We start from the raw sequence: 15,891 nt of genomic DNA, 5'->3' as shown, positions 1-15,891 counted from the left end.
TTACTTGTTAAAGCTTTCTAATTTCGTTTTCGCTTTAGGGGCTGGATTAGCTTTTGTCGACGCCTTGAGTGATGTCACCTGAAATTGACTTAACGTTTGCGCATAGATGTAGCCGGAATGCTCCTGCTTCACTGCATCAATCAGCATATTGGTTATCGATTTGTTGTCTTTGTAAGGCATAAAGAAAATCGTCACTAACATTACAATGCCCAGTGCGTATTCCGTTACGCCAAATCCACGCTGATTTTTCATCAGTTGTCTATCCTTATCGCCTGAATGAAGGTTTGACCATCTCTGTAGGTCATAACCAAATTTAGGGTGCTGTTGTCCTTAGCAAAAAGTAGGGCCTCACCTTCTGAAGAAGCTGATTCTCCATGTTGCAATACCCAGCCTTGCCCGGTTAAGGCCGATTTGTAAAACACCATGTTCGACTTCATAGACATCTTGTTGACGAGCAATAAATGCCGCGACTCGCGCAGTCCATCGTATGCCTTGATATCGTTGGCAACTCGGGTGTTACGCGCCTTGGGAAAGCCTTCGCCCAAGCTTTTTAGCTGCTTTTTTTGCAGAGATGGCAAGTTGGAAATAGCCAGTGTGCCCGAGATTCGCAGCTTATCCTGTTGCTGAAACTGCACGGTAAAGAGCAAGCCATCTTTGAGGTGGGAATAGATAATCCAGTCGCCAAAGACCGACTCCCTGATCTCACCCCGCCAGGCATTCTGATAAAACTGATAAATCTCCTCGGGAGATTTATTGGTGTCAAAACCGGTAATCGACATATCGACGCCATTAAAAACCAGATCGTCAGCAACCACCTGCAATTTAAAAAACTTGGGAATGGGAAACTGCACGCTTTCCTGCGCCTGAGTACCAAAGGCAATCAGCAAGGCCAACACCATGCACCGCATCATCTTCTCCTGTGCCCCAACTCTTGTAATTTGGCCTTTAAACGCCTTTCACAATTGGCAGGTGTACTGACTCTCCCCTTGCGGTCATAGGTTCCCAGTCTTACGCAGGGAACCGCATCCGGCTCAATCTTGGCCAAATCCAACCACTCCAGCTCGTCGGCAATGGGCAATACAGACAAGAGTTTCATCAGTTTCTCCAGCCCCAGCTTCTCGGCGAATGCGCCAATGGGCACCAGATACTTAAGCTCACGTTTCGCTGCGGCAGGCCCACCAATCATCCAGCCTTCGGTAAGTAAGGCACCCTGGCGAGTCATCGCCAGGCTCTTATCACCCAGCTCGGGAAACCACTTAAAATTGCGTAACTTGCTGCTGACATTGACCCGGTAGAAGCCCTTGTTATTGAGATCCATATCAGGTGCGATGGAGAGCACCTTGCCAACTGCGGTCGATACCTTAGAAAAGTTACCGGGAAGACCTGACTCGCTGGTTTGACTACTGTGATAAAAGCCGGCTTTATTTTTATCTTCTTCAAATAAGGTCACCCACTTACGCGTGGTCTGATCTTTTACCTGCAGCACGGGGTTTAACGTTTCCTGCACCTTATTGGTATTTTGACTAAGATAAATGGCTGCATTTTTATCGGCAAACACGCGATTGCGGAGCTCATTGCTAATTTGAGCATCAGATTTAACCGGCGTGTCAGAATCGCGGTTCTTGGGTTTGCTTTGGAAATATGCCACCCGCTCCCAGACGGCATAGCGGGCTGCCTGTTCTGTCATCTGACGGTTTTCCACGTGTTTGAACACCATGGGCAGCAGCAACGCCAACGGCATCAGTACAAAACCACCAATCACAATAAATTCGGCTAGTACTCCGCCACGTTGTTTCAGGGACTTCATGAGATAACTCCCAAACCAATCAGCATCTTGATAAGGTTGTCATCACTCTTCTTTAAGCGGGTCTGCCAGAATGGATTGTACAGATTGCCGAACTCTCTGAGTTTGTCCTGTCTGGACCATTTGATCATCCAGGGCTTATTACTGCGGGACTTTACTTCGTCGGGTCTGGAGAAAATGGGGACTGCCGACGCCAAAGCAAACAATTGCTGACCTGGCATACCGCCCTTTTCCTCGACCTTGTACTTATCTGATCTGTCAGCCTTGGTATTTTTGTCATCTAACGTCTTCCGGGTCGGCATTTTCGACTCATCTTTTTTAAGCAGAACAGTAAACTCAGGGCCAATATCGGTTTTGGTGTCGGCCTTGAAGTCCAGGAAAGTTCTCAGGCCCTCTGTTTTTTGAAGGTTATAATCAATGTCCCCTTTACTTTCACCCTGATGCCTAGTTGGGCGGTATACCCCGTTGGCCGCGCTGTTATTGCGCCAGGCATTTGACCAAGCTTGACGATTATTGTTGCGATTGTAGTTAACGGCCTTCCATTCACCGTTGTGTGGAAAGGCTTTCTCCGCAACGCCCCTGCGATCTCTATAGGTGTATCTGTCACTGCGCAACTTCTGATCCAGTGCATGAGCAGCACCCCACCCCAAAGGTGAAAACTCCCGGGTTCTGGTCTTATGGCAGAAAGTTCCCCTGCGATATTTGTGCCAAAAACTAAATGTATCTAGTGAGGTCCAGTTCCACTGATACTCACGGTTTTTCTTGGTTACAGTAAAGTCGGTGCCGCCGTATTTTTCCGCCCAAATTCTTCCGGTAATAGGACCATCACAGCCGATTGGTACAGGAATGCGCGGCCCCACCTTATAGCCACGATTCGCCATCATGCGATCGCGGGAGTCGTTTACCACGTTGCCAAACTCCGCAAACCGCTGAGCAGTCACAGGGTCATTGCGGATCTGCCGACGCTCGAAGTAACGGGTTGAACCGCGATAGGCCTGAATGAACTTGCCAAAGTTGTATGCGTTGACCAAGGGGCTGGCCTGAACATTCGGGTCGTTAAGCTTAACGGCCTCCTCATACAAACTGGCTCCAGAAGACAACGTCGCCTCATGGTTAACCCGCTGCAGCCCTGCCAGCAATGTAATTAGCTTGTCTTGGGCAAAGATAAAGGGGCCACTGCCAGTCTTGATGGCATTTCTCAGCACTGTGGTACCTTTGTGCATGACTTCGGTCAGCTTTTCTATGATAGGTCCGACGTAGGGGATCCATTGGATCCAGTCACCGATGGTTTCAAGATTTCCGGTGAACTCGTGGATCATATTCGTCCATGACGCGAGCGCTACGACCTGGCCGATGGCAATTTGATTGGCAACCATGGCCCGATTGGTGATGGCGATAACATTCATATCGCGGGTAACCATGGTGGCGGTGCTGTAGGCGACGTTGTCGGCTGTGTTCTGTAATCGAATCCGCTCGGTAGCGACCACACCAGAGTCATACAAAGAAAATACCGCCAAACCAATTGCGGCAAATATCGCCAGAAAAAGGACACTGGCGTACCCAGCCTGCCGGTGAGGGAATCGACTTAAATTAGCTTTTGCTGCGACTCTGTATAACAGGTAGCGGTAGAACACTTGCATGGCTCAATCCTTGACCCTGATTTACTTTCTCGGCTATTCGACTATCTCAATCACTTCTGCATCTTGAACTCATTGCTATAACGCAATGAAAATACCGATATAATATTGAAATACATATAAATTAATATGTACAGAGTTACTCGTTTTCCCAAATGGACAGAGGCTGAATAGAACACCATTGCCAGAATTTCTTCTCAACCAAGTCACTTGCCTCTAAAGGGACTTGTCCTTCAAACAGGCGCCAATTCTCTTCGGCAAATTTCAATGCGTAGCGGTAAAGCTGTCCCTTCGTCGTTTCAAAATTTGACTCATCCATGCCAAAAGCACTGCCATCACGCATCAACTCCCAAGGAATGACTATTTCCCCTGACTTCTTCTTATGGTTTCTGAAAAAAGCTTCGGTATACACACTGGCGGAGCCTCCGACCTCTGTACAGTCATTCCATCGCTGACAACTATAGTAAAGCTTGTCGCTTTCGGCAGAACCATCTTCAGCTTCCAATGCTTTATATGGACATGGGCGTTCCCAAGCTCTTTCTATACTGGCCTCAGCTACGCTTTTACGCGCCAGTTCAACCTCATGGGGCTTAGGAATGGCCATTTCTAATAACAAGTCATAGCCAGTTTTTTCCTCTGCAATGGAAAACGTTGCGGCGCTGAGCAGCGAGACACAAAGTAAAAATTTTGCTTGAAATAACCTTATTCTGAATCGCATTTTTGCACCTAAGTCACTGTTGATATGAAGTTGAAATACATAATAATTCTAATCATCTAGTTTACTTTTCCAAATAGACAAAGGTTCGACCGCGCACCATTGCCAGAATTGCTTTTTAACGAGTTTGTCGGCTTCGCCAGCACTGCGCCCTTCAAACAAGCGCCAGTTTTTTTCAGCAAATTTCAAGGCGTAGTTATACGAATGTCCCGAACCACCGCCAAATTCTGCATCATTCTTGGCCAAGTCTTCGCCATCATTTTTCCACTGCTGAGGAATTTCCTCCCCCGTTTTATGGTGCTTGAAAAAACCTTCAGTAAACCGACTCGCATCAGCACCTGCTGTTTTACAATCTTGCCAGCGGCGACAACGCAGGGCGGCTTCGTCAACATCGAAATCGCCCGAACCTTCAGTAAGCAAACGAGAGCTGTTATAGGGACATGGCCGCTCCCAAGCATTCTCTATGCTTGTCTCTGCCACACCTTGACGGGCAAATTCAACCTCATCGGGTTTAGGGGCGTTAGCAAGGATGCTTTGCACAGTTACCGCTTTTTCTTCTGCTATGGATGCAGGAGCAACACAAAGCAAAGCAGCACAAAGTAAAATATTTATGCGAAAATTAATCAAGTTGAGTGACATCCTTGTAGTATTCCGTTTTGATAGGCGTTGTCTTTGCAGAGATGGGATAAGGCCACATAAAGCTATAGCCTTAGTCCCATTATGTCATCGCTATTAACGAGTACTGGCTTTAGACGCAGTTTCGTTATATGCGTTCAAGCCACCAGCCTTGGCAGCGTCAGTTACCGCTTTTTTACCTGCTTTTTCAGCTTCACTATTGGCAGTCTTAGCTTCACTTGCACTACCTGAAAGTTCAGCGGCCATAGAAGCCGTTTGATTACGTACCACATCACCAAACATAGTGAACGCACCGATCGCCGCAATGGCAATCAGAGCAACAATAATTATGTATTCAGTCATACCTTGACCGCGAATTTTACGTTGGAACATTGTTTCACTCCTTGAATCAATTGATAGTAATTTCGCAGTTATTATTAGAGCGTTCCTTCGATGAATCAATTGCTCTGGAGGATAATAATTATTCAGGTATCACACCCTTAAGGGGTAATTAATTAGTATGATGACATTAATTGAATTCGCCCTTTAAGGTTGTTTTTCCTGTAAATATTTTGGAGATGCATTTTCACAGTGTTTAGCGAAATATTCAGCGCATTTGCGATTTCCTGATTGCTTAGTCCTTTAAAAATACAATCTACTATTTGCCGTTCTTTCAGGGTGACATTAAGAGCCATTCTTTCAGAGTTTTGAGTCTTTTTATTGTATATTTCATATACATATTGTGAGAGCGCTTTTCGTGAAAAGTACATCTCCCCTTTAACAAGGAAATCGATAGCAGTTAGCTGCAACACTAAAGAACTATTTCTTATCAATTGGCCGTGAAACCCTGTCCGCAGCAATTCGATTTCGATTTGAGTATCGAGGTGATTTACTATCGCGATATAGGCTGTAGAGGGCTTTCGCGTCGAAGAGACGCAGGGCTCTGGCTTTTGTGTACAATCTACAAAAACCACGCGATTGATATGCTGTTCATCCGTGTATGATAATGCTTTGCGTAAACACCGACCATTCGCAAGGTAAAACTGCTTTAACTCAGGTAGTAAGTCAAAACCCTCTCCCTCCAGGCGTATACTGGTACGAGTTCGTATATCCATATAGTTCTCGGGTAATATTAAGCTGAAACAAATACGGAGGCTGACACTTTAATTGTTTTGTCGTATCATCCTATTCTCTTATTAATACGCTAAAGTAAGATTCGCCCGCTGAAAAGGATTTTTTTATGGGACAAAATACTTTATTGAGTGCAGTATTTTTGGTTGTTACTGCCTTCAGTGCCTCTGCCAGTACGTTTTTCAGCACCTTCCCGGATGCCAAATATCCCGCAGAAAAACGCATTCATTTTACGCCATTCGATCTCATTACTGCCGTTGATGGAGACAAACTCTCTGTTTTGCCTGTGTCAGGAAAACTGACTCAACATAGTTTCGAGCTTCCAGACAGCTATACGCTGGACCTTGTTATCAATAACTATCTGGCACAACTTAAAAAACTAAATGCTGAGATAGTGTTTCAATGCCAACAGGAAGCCTGCGGTGATCCCTATGTCCTAAGGGACCAGTTGGCACCTAGGATAACCGTAGATACCAGTTATCCTGGCGCATATGTGGCGGCAAAGCTAACTGGTTCCAGCGGGGATGTTTACAGCGTCATCTATGCTTTTCACCGTGAGGACCGTTACACCAAGGTACAGCTTGTTACCCTTGAGACTATTCCCGAGCCACTGGATCTGATTGTGGCAAATCCGGCGTTTTTACAGCAGACTCCACAAGAGGTGGAGATAAAAGATAGACGAAGTGAAGATAGTCAGGACTCGGCAGATCATCCACTGCTTGGCCGCATGCCCGGCAGTTTCATCACTCGCTACAAGCAAACCAATTTTACCCAAGTCCCTGTGATCGTCGGTATGTCTGCAGCCGGTTATCAGACCCAGCCACTCGATGCCAAACTCACCTTGATACGTTATCGGATGCCAGAGGAATACTCGCTGTTTGAAATCAGCAGTAACTACGCCGCCGCTGCCAATAAGCTGGCCGCTGAGTCCGTATTCCATTGCAAGGGTAAAGCCTGTGGTGACGATGCCGAATTGATAAAGTCCATGGGGTTACATCAGGATGATAACACCGATGAATGGCAGGACTATCAGCTATTTAAACTAAGCCGCCCAGGTGGTGATGTGTATTTCGATATCTATGCTCAGGGCCGCTACGATGGTACGCCGGCAGACACCACTGTGCGAGTGATGGAGCTCTCGGCACTGAAAGATGACAGGGTTGTTATTGACCTCGATGCCCTCACCAAGGCCATTACTCAATCGGGCAAGGCTACCTTGGAAGGCCTGCTGTTCGATTACGACAGTGACCAGATGCTGTCAGAGTCCAAGACAGTGCTAGAAGTACTGGCAAGCTACCTTAAACAATACCCAAAACTGGATTTTTACGTGGTCGGCCACACCGACGATAAGGGCCACAACCGCTATAATCAGAGTCTGTCACAGCGCCGAGCGGCGGCAGTGATAAAACAGCTCACCGAGCAATACCAGATACCCGCTAGCCAATTAACAGCCCATGGCAATGGCGAGTATAGCCCCGTTGCCAGCAATGCCAACGAAGCAGGCCAGCGGCTGAATCGCCGTGTGGAGCTGGTGCTCCGCTCTGACAAAAAATAACCCACAGAACCTTCGCAGCCGGTTACATTGTACTGCCATCAGCTGCGAGGATAACCCGTTGGTTACATAGGGAAATAGACCATATGATTGTAGATGACTTTACTCTGGCTGGGGTTCGGACGGGTCTTTGTTCTATAGCTGGCAGCCGAAGATATTTATAAGTTGGTCGCAGTTTTGGGTTTATCGTGACCGTACAGGTTTAAGGTTTCTTAGCTGCGTTTACGTTTATTTTGGCGTTCACCTTGTATATTTGTGGTGTAGCCATAGTCATAAACTACATAGTCATAAACTAAGCGTAGTGAGTGTTATAGCTTTTTAAATAGAAATTTTTATTTTAGACTCCACTTGGGCCCCCAATCGGTGCGAGTAGCATGTCATGGAGCCCAAGTTGGGGCTATGTTTGGCAATAAACGGCAAGTGACGATCTAATAAAATCAGTATGTTATCTACCGTTGCTTGCTGTTGTTTTCCGTTATTTGCCCACTTTACTTCCCGATACAGAAAGAGCCGAATATTTTACCCAGTAGGTCATCTGAGGTGAATTTACCCGTGATTTCAGATAGGGCCATTTGGCACATCCGCAGCTCTTCAGCGAGCAGTTCACCCGCTTGATAAACCTCTAACTGCTCTTTGCCCAGTAATAAGTGACTACTAGCAAGCTCTAAGGCTTCTAAATGGCGCCTACGGGCGATAAAGCCACCTTCAAGGTTGCTTTGGTAGCCCATAAGAGATTTAAGGTGTGCTTTAAGCTCCTCGACGCCTAAGCCGGTTTTTGCTGATAGACGAAAGACTTTATAACCCTGTTCTTGGCTGGTCTCTAATGGTTCGCCAGTCAGATCGGCTTTATTACGTATGACGGTGACGCCAAGGTTTTTGGGGAGGCGATCAATAAAGTCTGGCCAAATATCGTGGGGATCGACCGCATCGGTGGTGGTGCCATCGACCATAAATAACACTTGGTCGGCACTTTCTATTTCGGCCCAAGCTCTCTCGATACCTATTTGCTCTACCGTATCAGTGGTGTCACGTAGGCCTGCGGTGTCGATAATGTGCAGCGGCATACCATCAAGGTGAATGTGCTCGCGTAATACGTCACGGGTTGTGCCGGCTATTTCGGTAACGATAGCCGATTCTTTACCGGCTAATGCGTTCAGTAGACTCGATTTGCCTGCGTTCGGGCGACCCGCAATAACGACTTTCATCCCTTCGCGAATAATAGCGCCTTGTTTGGCACTCGATTGCACCGAGTCGAGTTTGTCGATAATACGGTTGAGCGAGGCGGCAATTTTGCCGTCCGAGAGAAAGTCGACCTCTTCATCGGGGAAGTCGATAGCGGCTTCAACGTATAAACGTAAGTTAGTCACCTGATCGACCAGATCATGTACCTGAGTGGAAAATTCACCCTGCATCGAATTGAGGGCGCTTTTGGCGGCTTGTTCGCTGGTGGCATCAATCAGATCGGCAATGGCTTCGGCTTGGGTCAGATCCAGCTTGTCGTTCATAAACGCCTGCTCGCTGAATTCCCCAGGTTTAGCAATACGTACGCCGCCCACTTCCATGACGCGTTTTATCAGCATATCCAGTACGATTTGGCCGCCATGACCTTGTAGCTCGAGTACATCTTCGCCGGTAAATGAGTTTGGCCCCTTAAAGAAGAGGGCAATGCCTTGGTCTATCACGGTGCCATTAGCATCTTTAAAGTCACAGTAATCGGCATAGCGGACTTTAGGGATATGCCCTAACACGGCCATTGCCACTTTGCTGGCGTTGTCGCCCGAGATACGTATGATCCCCACGCCGCCGCGTCCGGGAGCGGTTGCCTGTGCCACGATAGTATCTGTTGTCATTACTGTGTTTCCTAAATTGATGGTGAATGGCAAAAATATGCGTTTATATAAAACAAAAAAGCGGTCAATACTTAGTATCCGACCGCTTTTGTTTGTTGGAACTAAAAGGTTATTTTAACCCTTTTTTCTCCAAACCAGCATAGATGATCTTCTGCTGAGTAATCGCAACAATGTTACCGACTAACCAGTAAAGTACAAGACCTGCTGGGAACCATAAGAAGAATACGGTAAATACCACAGGCATCCATTGCATCATCTTCTGTTGCATTGGGTCCATAGTTGGCGCCATTGGCTGCATTTTCTGCATTAAGAACATTGAGATACCCATTAGGATTGGCATCACATAGTAAGGATCTTGTACCGAAAGGTCGGTGATCCATAGCATAAAGGGTGCATGACGCAACTCAACGCTTTCTAACAGTACCCAGTAAAGGGCAATGAAAATCGGCATCTGTAGCAAGATAGGCAGACAGCCACCCATAGGGTTTACTTTCTCTTTCTTGTACAGTTCCATCATCGCCTGACCCATCTTTTGACGGTCATCACCGAAGCGCTCTTTCATCTCAGCTAGCTTAGGCTGCAGGTTACGCATCTTCGCCATTGAGGTGTATTGTGCTTTGGTTAGTGGGTACAGCAGGCCACGAACGGTTAAGGTGATAAGGATAATCGCTAAGCCCCAATTACCTACAAATGATTGGAAGATCATCAGTAGTTTGTAAATAGGTACTGCCAACCACCATAGGAAACCATAATCGACCACTAGGTTCAGTGATTCAGATATTTCCGATAATGCCGCTTGGTCTTTAGGACCAACATAGAATTGCGCACCAATGGTTTGGCTGCTACCTGGGGCAATATCATACACTGCACCACGGAACCCAATATTGGCTAATCCGCTTGCGCTAATGCTAGAAAAAATCGTGTTTTGGTCGTTTGCTGGTGGAACCCATGCGGAAACGAAGTAGTGCTGTAGCATTGCAGCCCAGCCACCTAGGGTTTTCTTGTCTAGGTTTTTGTCAGCCATATCTTCGAAGCTGTATTTCTCGTAACGGGTATCTTGAGTCGAGAATGCAGCACCGCGATAAGTTGGCATCATCATGCTACTTTCGCTTTCTTTGATACTGTGCTTGATTTGGCCATACATCTGCACCTGTAGCTGTTCGCTGGAGGTGTTGTTGATACGGTAATCTACATCGATGTTGAATTTACCACGATGCAACACAAACACTTTGGTGTAAGTCACACCATTGTCGGCCACATAAGTCAGTGGTACTTCGAGTGTTTCTTGGCCATCGGCCATAGTGTATTGCTGTGCTTGGCTTGAATAGTGGGCACGGCCTTTAACGCTGCTATCGATACCGTTACGACCAATTAGGCCGCTTTGCGCGATATAGTAGATGTCGTTGGTTTGCTCGAGCAAAACGAAAGGTTCGTCTTTATCGAGTTCAAGTTTATGCGCCACTAATGCCGAATAAACGATATCACCACCGACTGGGTTGATTTTTAATATCAGCTGGTCTGTGGTGACAGTAATGAGTTCTTTAGATGCAACGACAGCTTCTGGAAGTCCAGCATCGGCATCAGGAACATCACTACCGTGTGAATTTGCGACAGTAGTTGATGCGGCCACTGATGATTCAGTAGCAACGGGTTGCGGGTTTTTGTCTGTTTGCCATTGCTGCCACAGCAAAAAGCTGACAAAAAGCAGACCGATAAGCAATATATTGCGTTGAGATTCCATAGCCTATTTATTACACCTGTTATTTTTTGGAGGGACGGGGTCTTCACCGCCCGGATGTAAAGGGTGACATTTTAATACGCGTTTCCCTGCAAACCAACTCCCTTTCACAAATCCATGCAAATGAATGGCTTCAATGGCGTAAGTTGAACATGTGGGGTGAAAACGGCACTTTGGCCCTAGTATAGGGCTGATAAAGATTTGATAACCACGAATTAGCTTAGTGGCTAGCCATTGTAACGGCGACTGAGTTTGCGCCATAACTTCTCTACCAGTTTGTGGAGTGTTGCATTATCCATATCCAGTACGCCATTTCTTACCAAAACAACGATATCAAGCGGGGGTAACTCGTGCTGATGCAGACGAAAATTATCACGTATGATGCGTTTAATTCTGTTGCGTTGATTAGCTCTCTTTACATAACGTTTAGCAACGGTTAATCCAATACGTGGATGTTGCTCTGAGTTAGGTATAGCAAGTAAGGTAATTTCAGCCGAAGAAGCTTTGATAGGATTTGAGAATACAGATTTGAATTGCGCGGGAGTTAACAAACGTAACTCCCGCGTAAAGGTATAGCTGGTCACTTGCATTTCTACTGATTAAGCAGAAAGACGAGCGCGACCTTTTGCACGGCGACGTGCGATAACCTTACGGCCACCGACAGTAGCCATACGAGCGCGGAAGCCGTGAGAACGCTTGCGCTTCAGGTTGCTAGGTTGAAAAGTACGTTTACTCATTATGGCAATCCGTCTTTGTTAGGTGAATAAACCTGACTCCTAAAAATTTAGAAGTAAGGGCAAAAAAGAGGCCGAATTGTAATCACTTTAGCGATGCCCGTCAACAAGCAAAACCAACAAGTGGACAAAATCTTCCTTTTACACTTCTGAACAATGAGGTTAAACACACACTCTGTTGTGGATAACTCTGTGAGTGAACACTACATCTTGTGGATCTCGCATTCATTTGCCTGATCGAAGCCCGCTAATTATAGATCGATCTGGATCGCTTAATAAAGCTGACTTTACGGGTTTATCAAAATAAATTGATCGGCTGCGATCGATCTGGATCTGTGTAAAAAAGTCAAGTTGATCTTACTGGGGATAAATCTATTTAAAGGATAGCGATCCTTGTGATCTCACTATAGAATACACCCCTTTGTATGATCTTTTGGGGATAAGTACGTGGCGGTTTCACTTTGGCAGCAATGTATCGGACGACTACAAGACGAGCTTTCGGCTCAGCAATTCAGTATGTGGATCAGACCGTTACAAGCCGAAATGGACGGGGATACTCTAGTGCTGTACGCACCAAATCGGTTTGTTCTCGATTGGGTGAGAGACAAGTACCTTAATACCATTAATCAATTTTTTACTGAGCAAATGGGCAGTAGTGCGCCTAAGTTGCGTTTCGATATTGGTAGCCGTCCAGCGAGCCAGCCTGTTCGACCGACTGCTTCAGTAAAGAGTGCCACGATACCGTCGGCCAATAAGTCCCCAGGTAAGCCGTCGTTCAACACCAATGAACCGTCGACGATGACTAATCATCGTAGCAACATCAATCCTACTTACCAGTTCGAGAACTTCGTTGAGGGTAAATCGAACCAACTGGGTAAGGCGGCTGCATTGCAGGTGTCGGAAAACCCAGGTGGTGCCTATAACCCACTGTTTTTATATGGTGGTACCGGTTTAGGTAAGACGCATTTACTGCATGCTGTCGGTAATGGCATTATCAAGAATAATCCCAACGCCAAAGTGGTTTACATGCATTCTGAGCGCTTCGTTCAGGATATGGTTAAAGCGTTGCAAAATAATGCGATTGAAGAGTTTAAGCGTTATTACCGCAGTGTGGATGCGCTGTTTATCGATGATATTCAGTTTTTTGCTAATAAAGACAGATCACAAGAAGAATTTTTCCATACCTTTAATGCCCTGCTTGAGGGAAATCATCAGATCATCCTGACCTCTGATCGTTATCCCAAAGAGATCGATGGCGTTGAAGATCGTCTTAAGTCGCGCTTCGGCTGGGGCTTAACCGTGGCGATTGAACCACCAGAGTTAGAAACCCGTGTCGCGATTTTAATGCGTAAGGCACAAGAGAGCGGGATTAACCTTCCAGATGAAGTGGCATTCTTTATTGCTAAACGCTTACGCTCCAACGTACGTGAACTCGAAGGCGCATTAAACCGTGTTATCGCTAACGCAAACTTTACCGGTCGCCCTATCACCATCGATTTTGTGCGTGAAGCGTTAAGAGATCTCTTGGCTCTGCAAGAAAAATTGGTCACTATAGACAATATTCAGAAAACCGTTGCTGAATATTACAAGATCAAGATGGCCGATATGCTGTCTAAGCGTCGTTCACGTAGCGTGGCACGCCCACGACAGATGGCAATGGCACTGTCGAAAGAGTTGACCAACCAAAGTTTGCCTGAGATTGGCGATGCCTTTGGCGGTCGTGACCACACTACCGTTTTGCATGCGTGTCGAAAAATTGCGCAGCTACGTGAAGAAAGTCATGACATTAAAGAAGATTATGCTAACTTGATCCGTACGTTATCTTCATAAAATCTGGGAAATTGAAACACATGAAATTTTCAATTGATAGGGATGCCCTATTAAAGCCACTTCAACTGGTTAGTGGAGCGGTGGAGAGACGACATAACTTGCCTATTCTGGCAAACCTTTTAGTTGAAGTAAGTGGTCACTCACTTAAGCTGACCGGCACCGATTTAGAGGTGGAACTGGTTGGCCAAGCACAGCTTGAGGGTGAGGTCATTGAGGGGCGGACGACCGTTCCAGCTAAGAAATTTCTCGATATTGTTAAATCACTTCCCGATCAAGTCGAACTTAAAATAGAGCAGCAGGAAAACCGCCTGTTGCTGCGCTCGGGACGCAGCCGTTTTACCTTGGCGACGCTGCCTGCCGAAGAATACCCAAATGTTGACGCCTTTCAAGCGGAAATCGAATTTACCCTCAAACAAGGCACCTTAAAGTCGCTCATCGATGCAACCCAGTTTTCGATGGCTAACCAAGATGTGCGTTATTACCTTAATGGTTTGTTGTTAGAAACCGAAGGGAATGTGCTCAGAGCTGTTGCAACCGATGGGCATCGTTTGGCGTTGAGTCATCGCACCTTAGCCGATTCATTACCTGAAAAGCAGGTCATTGTGCCGCGTAAAGGTGTGTTAGAGCTGCAACGTTTATTTGAAGGTGAAGATCTCGATGTCACCATCGCGATTGGTGACAATGCCATCCGTGCTATCACTCAAAGTGCGGTATTTACCAGTAAATTGGTCGATGGTCGTTTTCCCGATTACCGTCGAGTGTTGCCGAAAGGAGGCGACAAGGTGGTGATTGCCAGTCGTCACCAATTGAAACAGGCCTTGCTACGCGCCTCTATTTTGTCGAATGAGAAGTTTCGTGGGGTGCGGGTACAGCTCGAACAAAACTTGATCAAGATCACCGCTAATAACCCCGAGCAGGAAGAGGCCGAAGAGATCTTAGATATCGAATATGATAATGCTCCGTTAGAGATTGGCTTTAACGTCAGTTATCTTTTGGATGTATTAAACAACTTACCTTCCGATGATGTGCGTATCACCCTAATCGATGGCAACTCCAGCGCCCTGATTGAAAACCATATTGAAGAAGATTCTATGTATGTTGTGATGCCAATGCGTCTGTAACGCAATCGGTAACGCCACTTAGCCGTGGCGTTTGTTGTACCCGTCTGGTAGATCAATTGAGTATTTAATGAGTTTAACTCGCCTTCATATCGATGCTTTCCGTAACATCACTAGTGCGCAGCTGCAGTTAGGCGATGGTTTGAACCTTATCTATGGCCAAAACGGCAGCGGCAAGACCAGCATCTTAGAAGCAATTTATTTTCTTGGCATGGGGCGTTCGTTCCGCAGCCATCTATCGCAGCGTGTCATCCAAAACAGTGAAGATAAGCTCACGCTATTTGCTAATTTAAGCCTAGGCGATCAACAACACAAAATTGGCTTACGTCGTTTTCGCTCGGGTGATACCGAGGTTAAAATTAATGGCGATAAGGTCAAAAGATTATCGACATTGGCCGAAACTTTACCTATTCAGGTGATCACTCCTGAGAGTTTTTCTCTGCTTTTTGAAGGCCCCAAAGCACGGCGACAGTTTATCGATTGGGGAGCCTTTCATACCGACAAAAACTTCCACAGTGCTTGGGCTAACGTTAGACGTATTTTAAAGCATAGAAATCAGCTGCTTAAAAGCCAAACTGACTATCGGCAAGTCCAATTCTGGGACAGGGAACTGGTGCGTTATGCCGAAATCGTCACCGAGATACGAAAGCAATATGTAGGCTCGTTAAATGAACGACTTAAGGGTATAATCGAAGAGTTTTTACCTCAGATAGATGTTAAAGTTTCCTTTACTCGAGGTTGGGATAGCAAAACCGATTATCAGGCGTTATTGCAGGCACAATATCCCAGAGATTTAGCGGCGGGACACACTGCGAGTGGTCCCCATAAAGCGGACTTAAGACTGCGTGTAGGCACTTTGCCGGTGCAGGATGCATTATCTAGAGGTCAACTTAAATTGCTCGTGTGTGCGCTGCGCATTGCGCAGGGCAAGCTGCTAAAACAACAAATTGATAAAAACAGTATTTATCTGGTGGATGATCTTCCATCGGAACTGGATGCAAGACACAGGCAACTGTTGTTGCAGCAGCTATGCGATACCGGGGCGCAAGTGTTTGTGACGGCAATCGAGCCTGCGGCAATAGTGGATTCGTTAAACACACCGCCAGTAAAGGTGTTTCATGTGGAACAAGGGTGTGTAACGGTAATTGAATAACCGACGAGAGAATA

The 15,891-nt window shown here is 46.3% G+C and carries 17 protein-coding genes; 4 read left to right on the top strand and 13 right to left on the bottom strand.

Annotation, left to right across the window (positions count from 1 at the left end):
- The 8 genes from DN599_RS17090 to DN599_RS17055 all read right to left on the bottom strand — a co-directional run bounded on the left by DN599_RS17090 (position 1) and on the right by DN599_RS17055 (position 5,886).
- On the bottom strand, positions 1 to 252 hold the full coding sequence (locus DN599_RS17090) for a hypothetical protein (protein WP_110458800.1): 252 nt from the start codon (positions 250 to 252) through the stop codon (positions 1 to 3).
- Positions 252 to 911: a hypothetical protein gene (locus DN599_RS17085; protein ID WP_162599234.1), complete on the bottom strand. Its 660-nt coding sequence runs from the start codon at positions 909 to 911 to the stop codon at positions 252 to 254. The genes DN599_RS17090 and DN599_RS17085 overlap by 1 nt, the downstream gene beginning before the upstream one ends.
- The gene (locus tag DN599_RS17080) at positions 908 to 1,807 is read right to left on the bottom strand and encodes a hypothetical protein (protein ID WP_110458798.1); all 900 of its coding nucleotides are present in this window, start codon (positions 1,805 to 1,807) and stop codon (positions 908 to 910) included. Before DN599_RS17080 ends, DN599_RS17085 begins: the two co-directional genes overlap by 4 nt.
- The gene (locus DN599_RS17075) at positions 1,804 to 3,444 is read right to left on the bottom strand and encodes a TadE/TadG family type IV pilus assembly protein (protein ID WP_110458797.1); all 1,641 of its coding nucleotides are present in this window, start codon (positions 3,442 to 3,444) and stop codon (positions 1,804 to 1,806) included. Before DN599_RS17075 ends, DN599_RS17080 begins: the two co-directional genes overlap by 4 nt.
- A gap of 136 nt (positions 3,445 to 3,580) precedes the next feature.
- Positions 3,581 to 4,159: a hypothetical protein gene (locus tag DN599_RS19020; protein ID WP_239473340.1), complete on the bottom strand. Its 579-nt coding sequence runs from the start codon at positions 4,157 to 4,159 to the stop codon at positions 3,581 to 3,583.
- Between the two features lie 48 nt (positions 4,160 to 4,207).
- Positions 4,208 to 4,783: a hypothetical protein gene (locus DN599_RS17065; protein ID WP_162599233.1), complete on the bottom strand. Its 576-nt coding sequence runs from the start codon at positions 4,781 to 4,783 to the stop codon at positions 4,208 to 4,210.
- 105 nt (positions 4,784 to 4,888) lie between these two features.
- Positions 4,889 to 5,164, bottom strand: coding sequence for a pilus assembly protein (locus tag DN599_RS17060; RefSeq protein WP_110458795.1), 276 nt, complete (start codon positions 5,162 to 5,164; stop codon positions 4,889 to 4,891).
- 122 nt (positions 5,165 to 5,286) lie between these two features.
- Complete coding sequence (locus tag DN599_RS17055; protein ID WP_110458794.1) at positions 5,287 to 5,886, bottom strand: response regulator transcription factor; 600 nt, start codon at positions 5,884 to 5,886, stop codon at positions 5,287 to 5,289.
- A 125-nt stretch (positions 5,887 to 6,011) separates the two neighbouring features.
- On the opposite strand from DN599_RS17055, the gene DN599_RS17050 reads away from it, so the two are divergent.
- Positions 6,012 to 7,457 (top strand): OmpA family protein, encoded by a 1,446-nt coding sequence (locus DN599_RS17050; protein ID WP_110458793.1) that lies wholly within the window; start codon positions 6,012 to 6,014, stop codon positions 7,455 to 7,457.
- 485 nt (positions 7,458 to 7,942) lie between these two features.
- Here DN599_RS17050 and mnmE read toward each other — a convergent pair whose 3' ends face one another.
- The 5 genes from mnmE to rpmH all read right to left on the bottom strand — a co-directional run bounded on the left by mnmE (position 7,943) and on the right by rpmH (position 11,779).
- Positions 7,943 to 9,304 carry a tRNA uridine-5-carboxymethylaminomethyl(34) synthesis GTPase MnmE gene (gene mnmE, locus DN599_RS17045; protein WP_110458792.1) on the bottom strand — a complete coding sequence of 454 codons (1,362 nt, stop codon included), beginning with the start codon at positions 9,302 to 9,304 and terminating at the stop codon, positions 7,943 to 7,945.
- Positions 9,305 to 9,413: 109 nt separating this feature from the next.
- Positions 9,414 to 11,045, bottom strand: coding sequence for a membrane protein insertase YidC (gene yidC / locus DN599_RS17040; protein WP_110458791.1), 1,632 nt, complete (start codon positions 11,043 to 11,045; stop codon positions 9,414 to 9,416).
- A gap of 3 nt (positions 11,046 to 11,048) precedes the next feature.
- The gene (yidD, locus tag DN599_RS17035) at positions 11,049 to 11,303 is read right to left on the bottom strand and encodes a membrane protein insertion efficiency factor YidD (RefSeq protein ID WP_110458790.1); all 255 of its coding nucleotides are present in this window, start codon (positions 11,301 to 11,303) and stop codon (positions 11,049 to 11,051) included.
- Positions 11,270 to 11,626 carry a ribonuclease P protein component gene (gene rnpA / locus DN599_RS17030; RefSeq protein WP_110458843.1) on the bottom strand — a complete coding sequence of 119 codons (357 nt, stop codon included), beginning with the start codon at positions 11,624 to 11,626 and terminating at the stop codon, positions 11,270 to 11,272. Before rnpA ends, yidD begins: the two co-directional genes overlap by 34 nt.
- 15 nt (positions 11,627 to 11,641) lie before the next feature.
- Positions 11,642 to 11,779: a 50S ribosomal protein L34 gene (gene rpmH, locus DN599_RS17025; protein WP_011867659.1), complete on the bottom strand. Its 138-nt coding sequence runs from the start codon at positions 11,777 to 11,779 to the stop codon at positions 11,642 to 11,644.
- A 444-nt stretch (positions 11,780 to 12,223) separates the two neighbouring features.
- On the opposite strand from rpmH, the gene dnaA reads away from it, so the two are divergent.
- The 3 genes from dnaA (at position 12,224) to recF (ending at position 15,877) form a co-directional block, all read left to right on the top strand.
- Complete coding sequence (gene dnaA, locus DN599_RS17020; protein WP_110458789.1) at positions 12,224 to 13,606, top strand: chromosomal replication initiator protein DnaA; 1,383 nt, start codon at positions 12,224 to 12,226, stop codon at positions 13,604 to 13,606.
- Between the two features lie 20 nt (positions 13,607 to 13,626).
- A complete protein-coding gene (dnaN, locus tag DN599_RS17015; protein WP_110458788.1) occupies positions 13,627 to 14,727 on the top strand; it encodes a DNA polymerase III subunit beta in 1,101 nt (366 codons plus the stop codon).
- Between the two features lie 67 nt (positions 14,728 to 14,794).
- On the top strand, positions 14,795 to 15,877 hold the full coding sequence (gene recF / locus DN599_RS17010; RefSeq protein ID WP_110458787.1) for a DNA replication/repair protein RecF: 1,083 nt from the start codon (positions 14,795 to 14,797) through the stop codon (positions 15,875 to 15,877).
- Positions 15,878 to 15,891: the final 14 nt, after the last annotated feature.

The organism is Shewanella algidipiscicola, assembly GCF_900380485.1.
Taxonomy (GTDB): domain Bacteria; phylum Pseudomonadota; class Gammaproteobacteria; order Enterobacterales; family Shewanellaceae; genus Shewanella; species Shewanella algidipiscicola.
Note: the sequence above shows the minus strand (reverse complement) of the source record. Positions and strands in the feature narration are given on the sequence as shown.

Excerpts from the sequence above, each read along its gene's own strand:
- DN599_RS17090 (WP_110458800.1), bottom strand. The coding sequence starts at position 252 with ATGAAAAATCAGCGTGGATTTGGCGTAACGGAATACGCACTGGGCATT.
- DN599_RS17085 (WP_162599234.1), bottom strand. The coding sequence starts at position 911 with ATGATGCGGTGCATGGTGTTGGCCTTGCTGATTGCCTTTGGTACTCAG.
- DN599_RS17080 (WP_110458798.1), bottom strand. The coding sequence starts at position 1,807 with ATGAAGTCCCTGAAACAACGTGGCGGAGTACTAGCCGAATTTATTGTG.
- DN599_RS17075 (WP_110458797.1), bottom strand. The coding sequence starts at position 3,444 with ATGCAAGTGTTCTACCGCTACCTGTTATACAGAGTCGCAGCAAAAGCT.
- DN599_RS19020 (WP_239473340.1), bottom strand. The coding sequence starts at position 4,159 with ATGCGATTCAGAATAAGGTTATTTCAAGCAAAATTTTTACTTTGTGTC.
- DN599_RS17060 (WP_110458795.1), bottom strand. The coding sequence starts at position 5,164 with ATGTTCCAACGTAAAATTCGCGGTCAAGGTATGACTGAATACATAATT.
- DN599_RS17055 (WP_110458794.1), bottom strand. The coding sequence starts at position 5,886 with ATGGATATACGAACTCGTACCAGTATACGCCTGGAGGGAGAGGGTTTT.
- DN599_RS17050 (WP_110458793.1), top strand. The coding sequence starts at position 6,012 with ATGGGACAAAATACTTTATTGAGTGCAGTATTTTTGGTTGTTACTGCC.
- mnmE (WP_110458792.1), bottom strand. The coding sequence starts at position 9,304 with ATGACAACAGATACTATCGTGGCACAGGCAACCGCTCCCGGACGCGGC.
- yidC (WP_110458791.1), bottom strand. The coding sequence starts at position 11,045 with ATGGAATCTCAACGCAATATATTGCTTATCGGTCTGCTTTTTGTCAGC.
- yidD (WP_110458790.1), bottom strand. The coding sequence starts at position 11,303 with ATGGCGCAAACTCAGTCGCCGTTACAATGGCTAGCCACTAAGCTAATT.
- rpmH (WP_011867659.1), bottom strand. The coding sequence starts at position 11,779 with ATGAGTAAACGTACTTTTCAACCTAGCAACCTGAAGCGCAAGCGTTCT.
- dnaN (WP_110458788.1), top strand. The coding sequence starts at position 13,627 with ATGAAATTTTCAATTGATAGGGATGCCCTATTAAAGCCACTTCAACTG.
- recF (WP_110458787.1), top strand. The coding sequence starts at position 14,795 with ATGAGTTTAACTCGCCTTCATATCGATGCTTTCCGTAACATCACTAGT.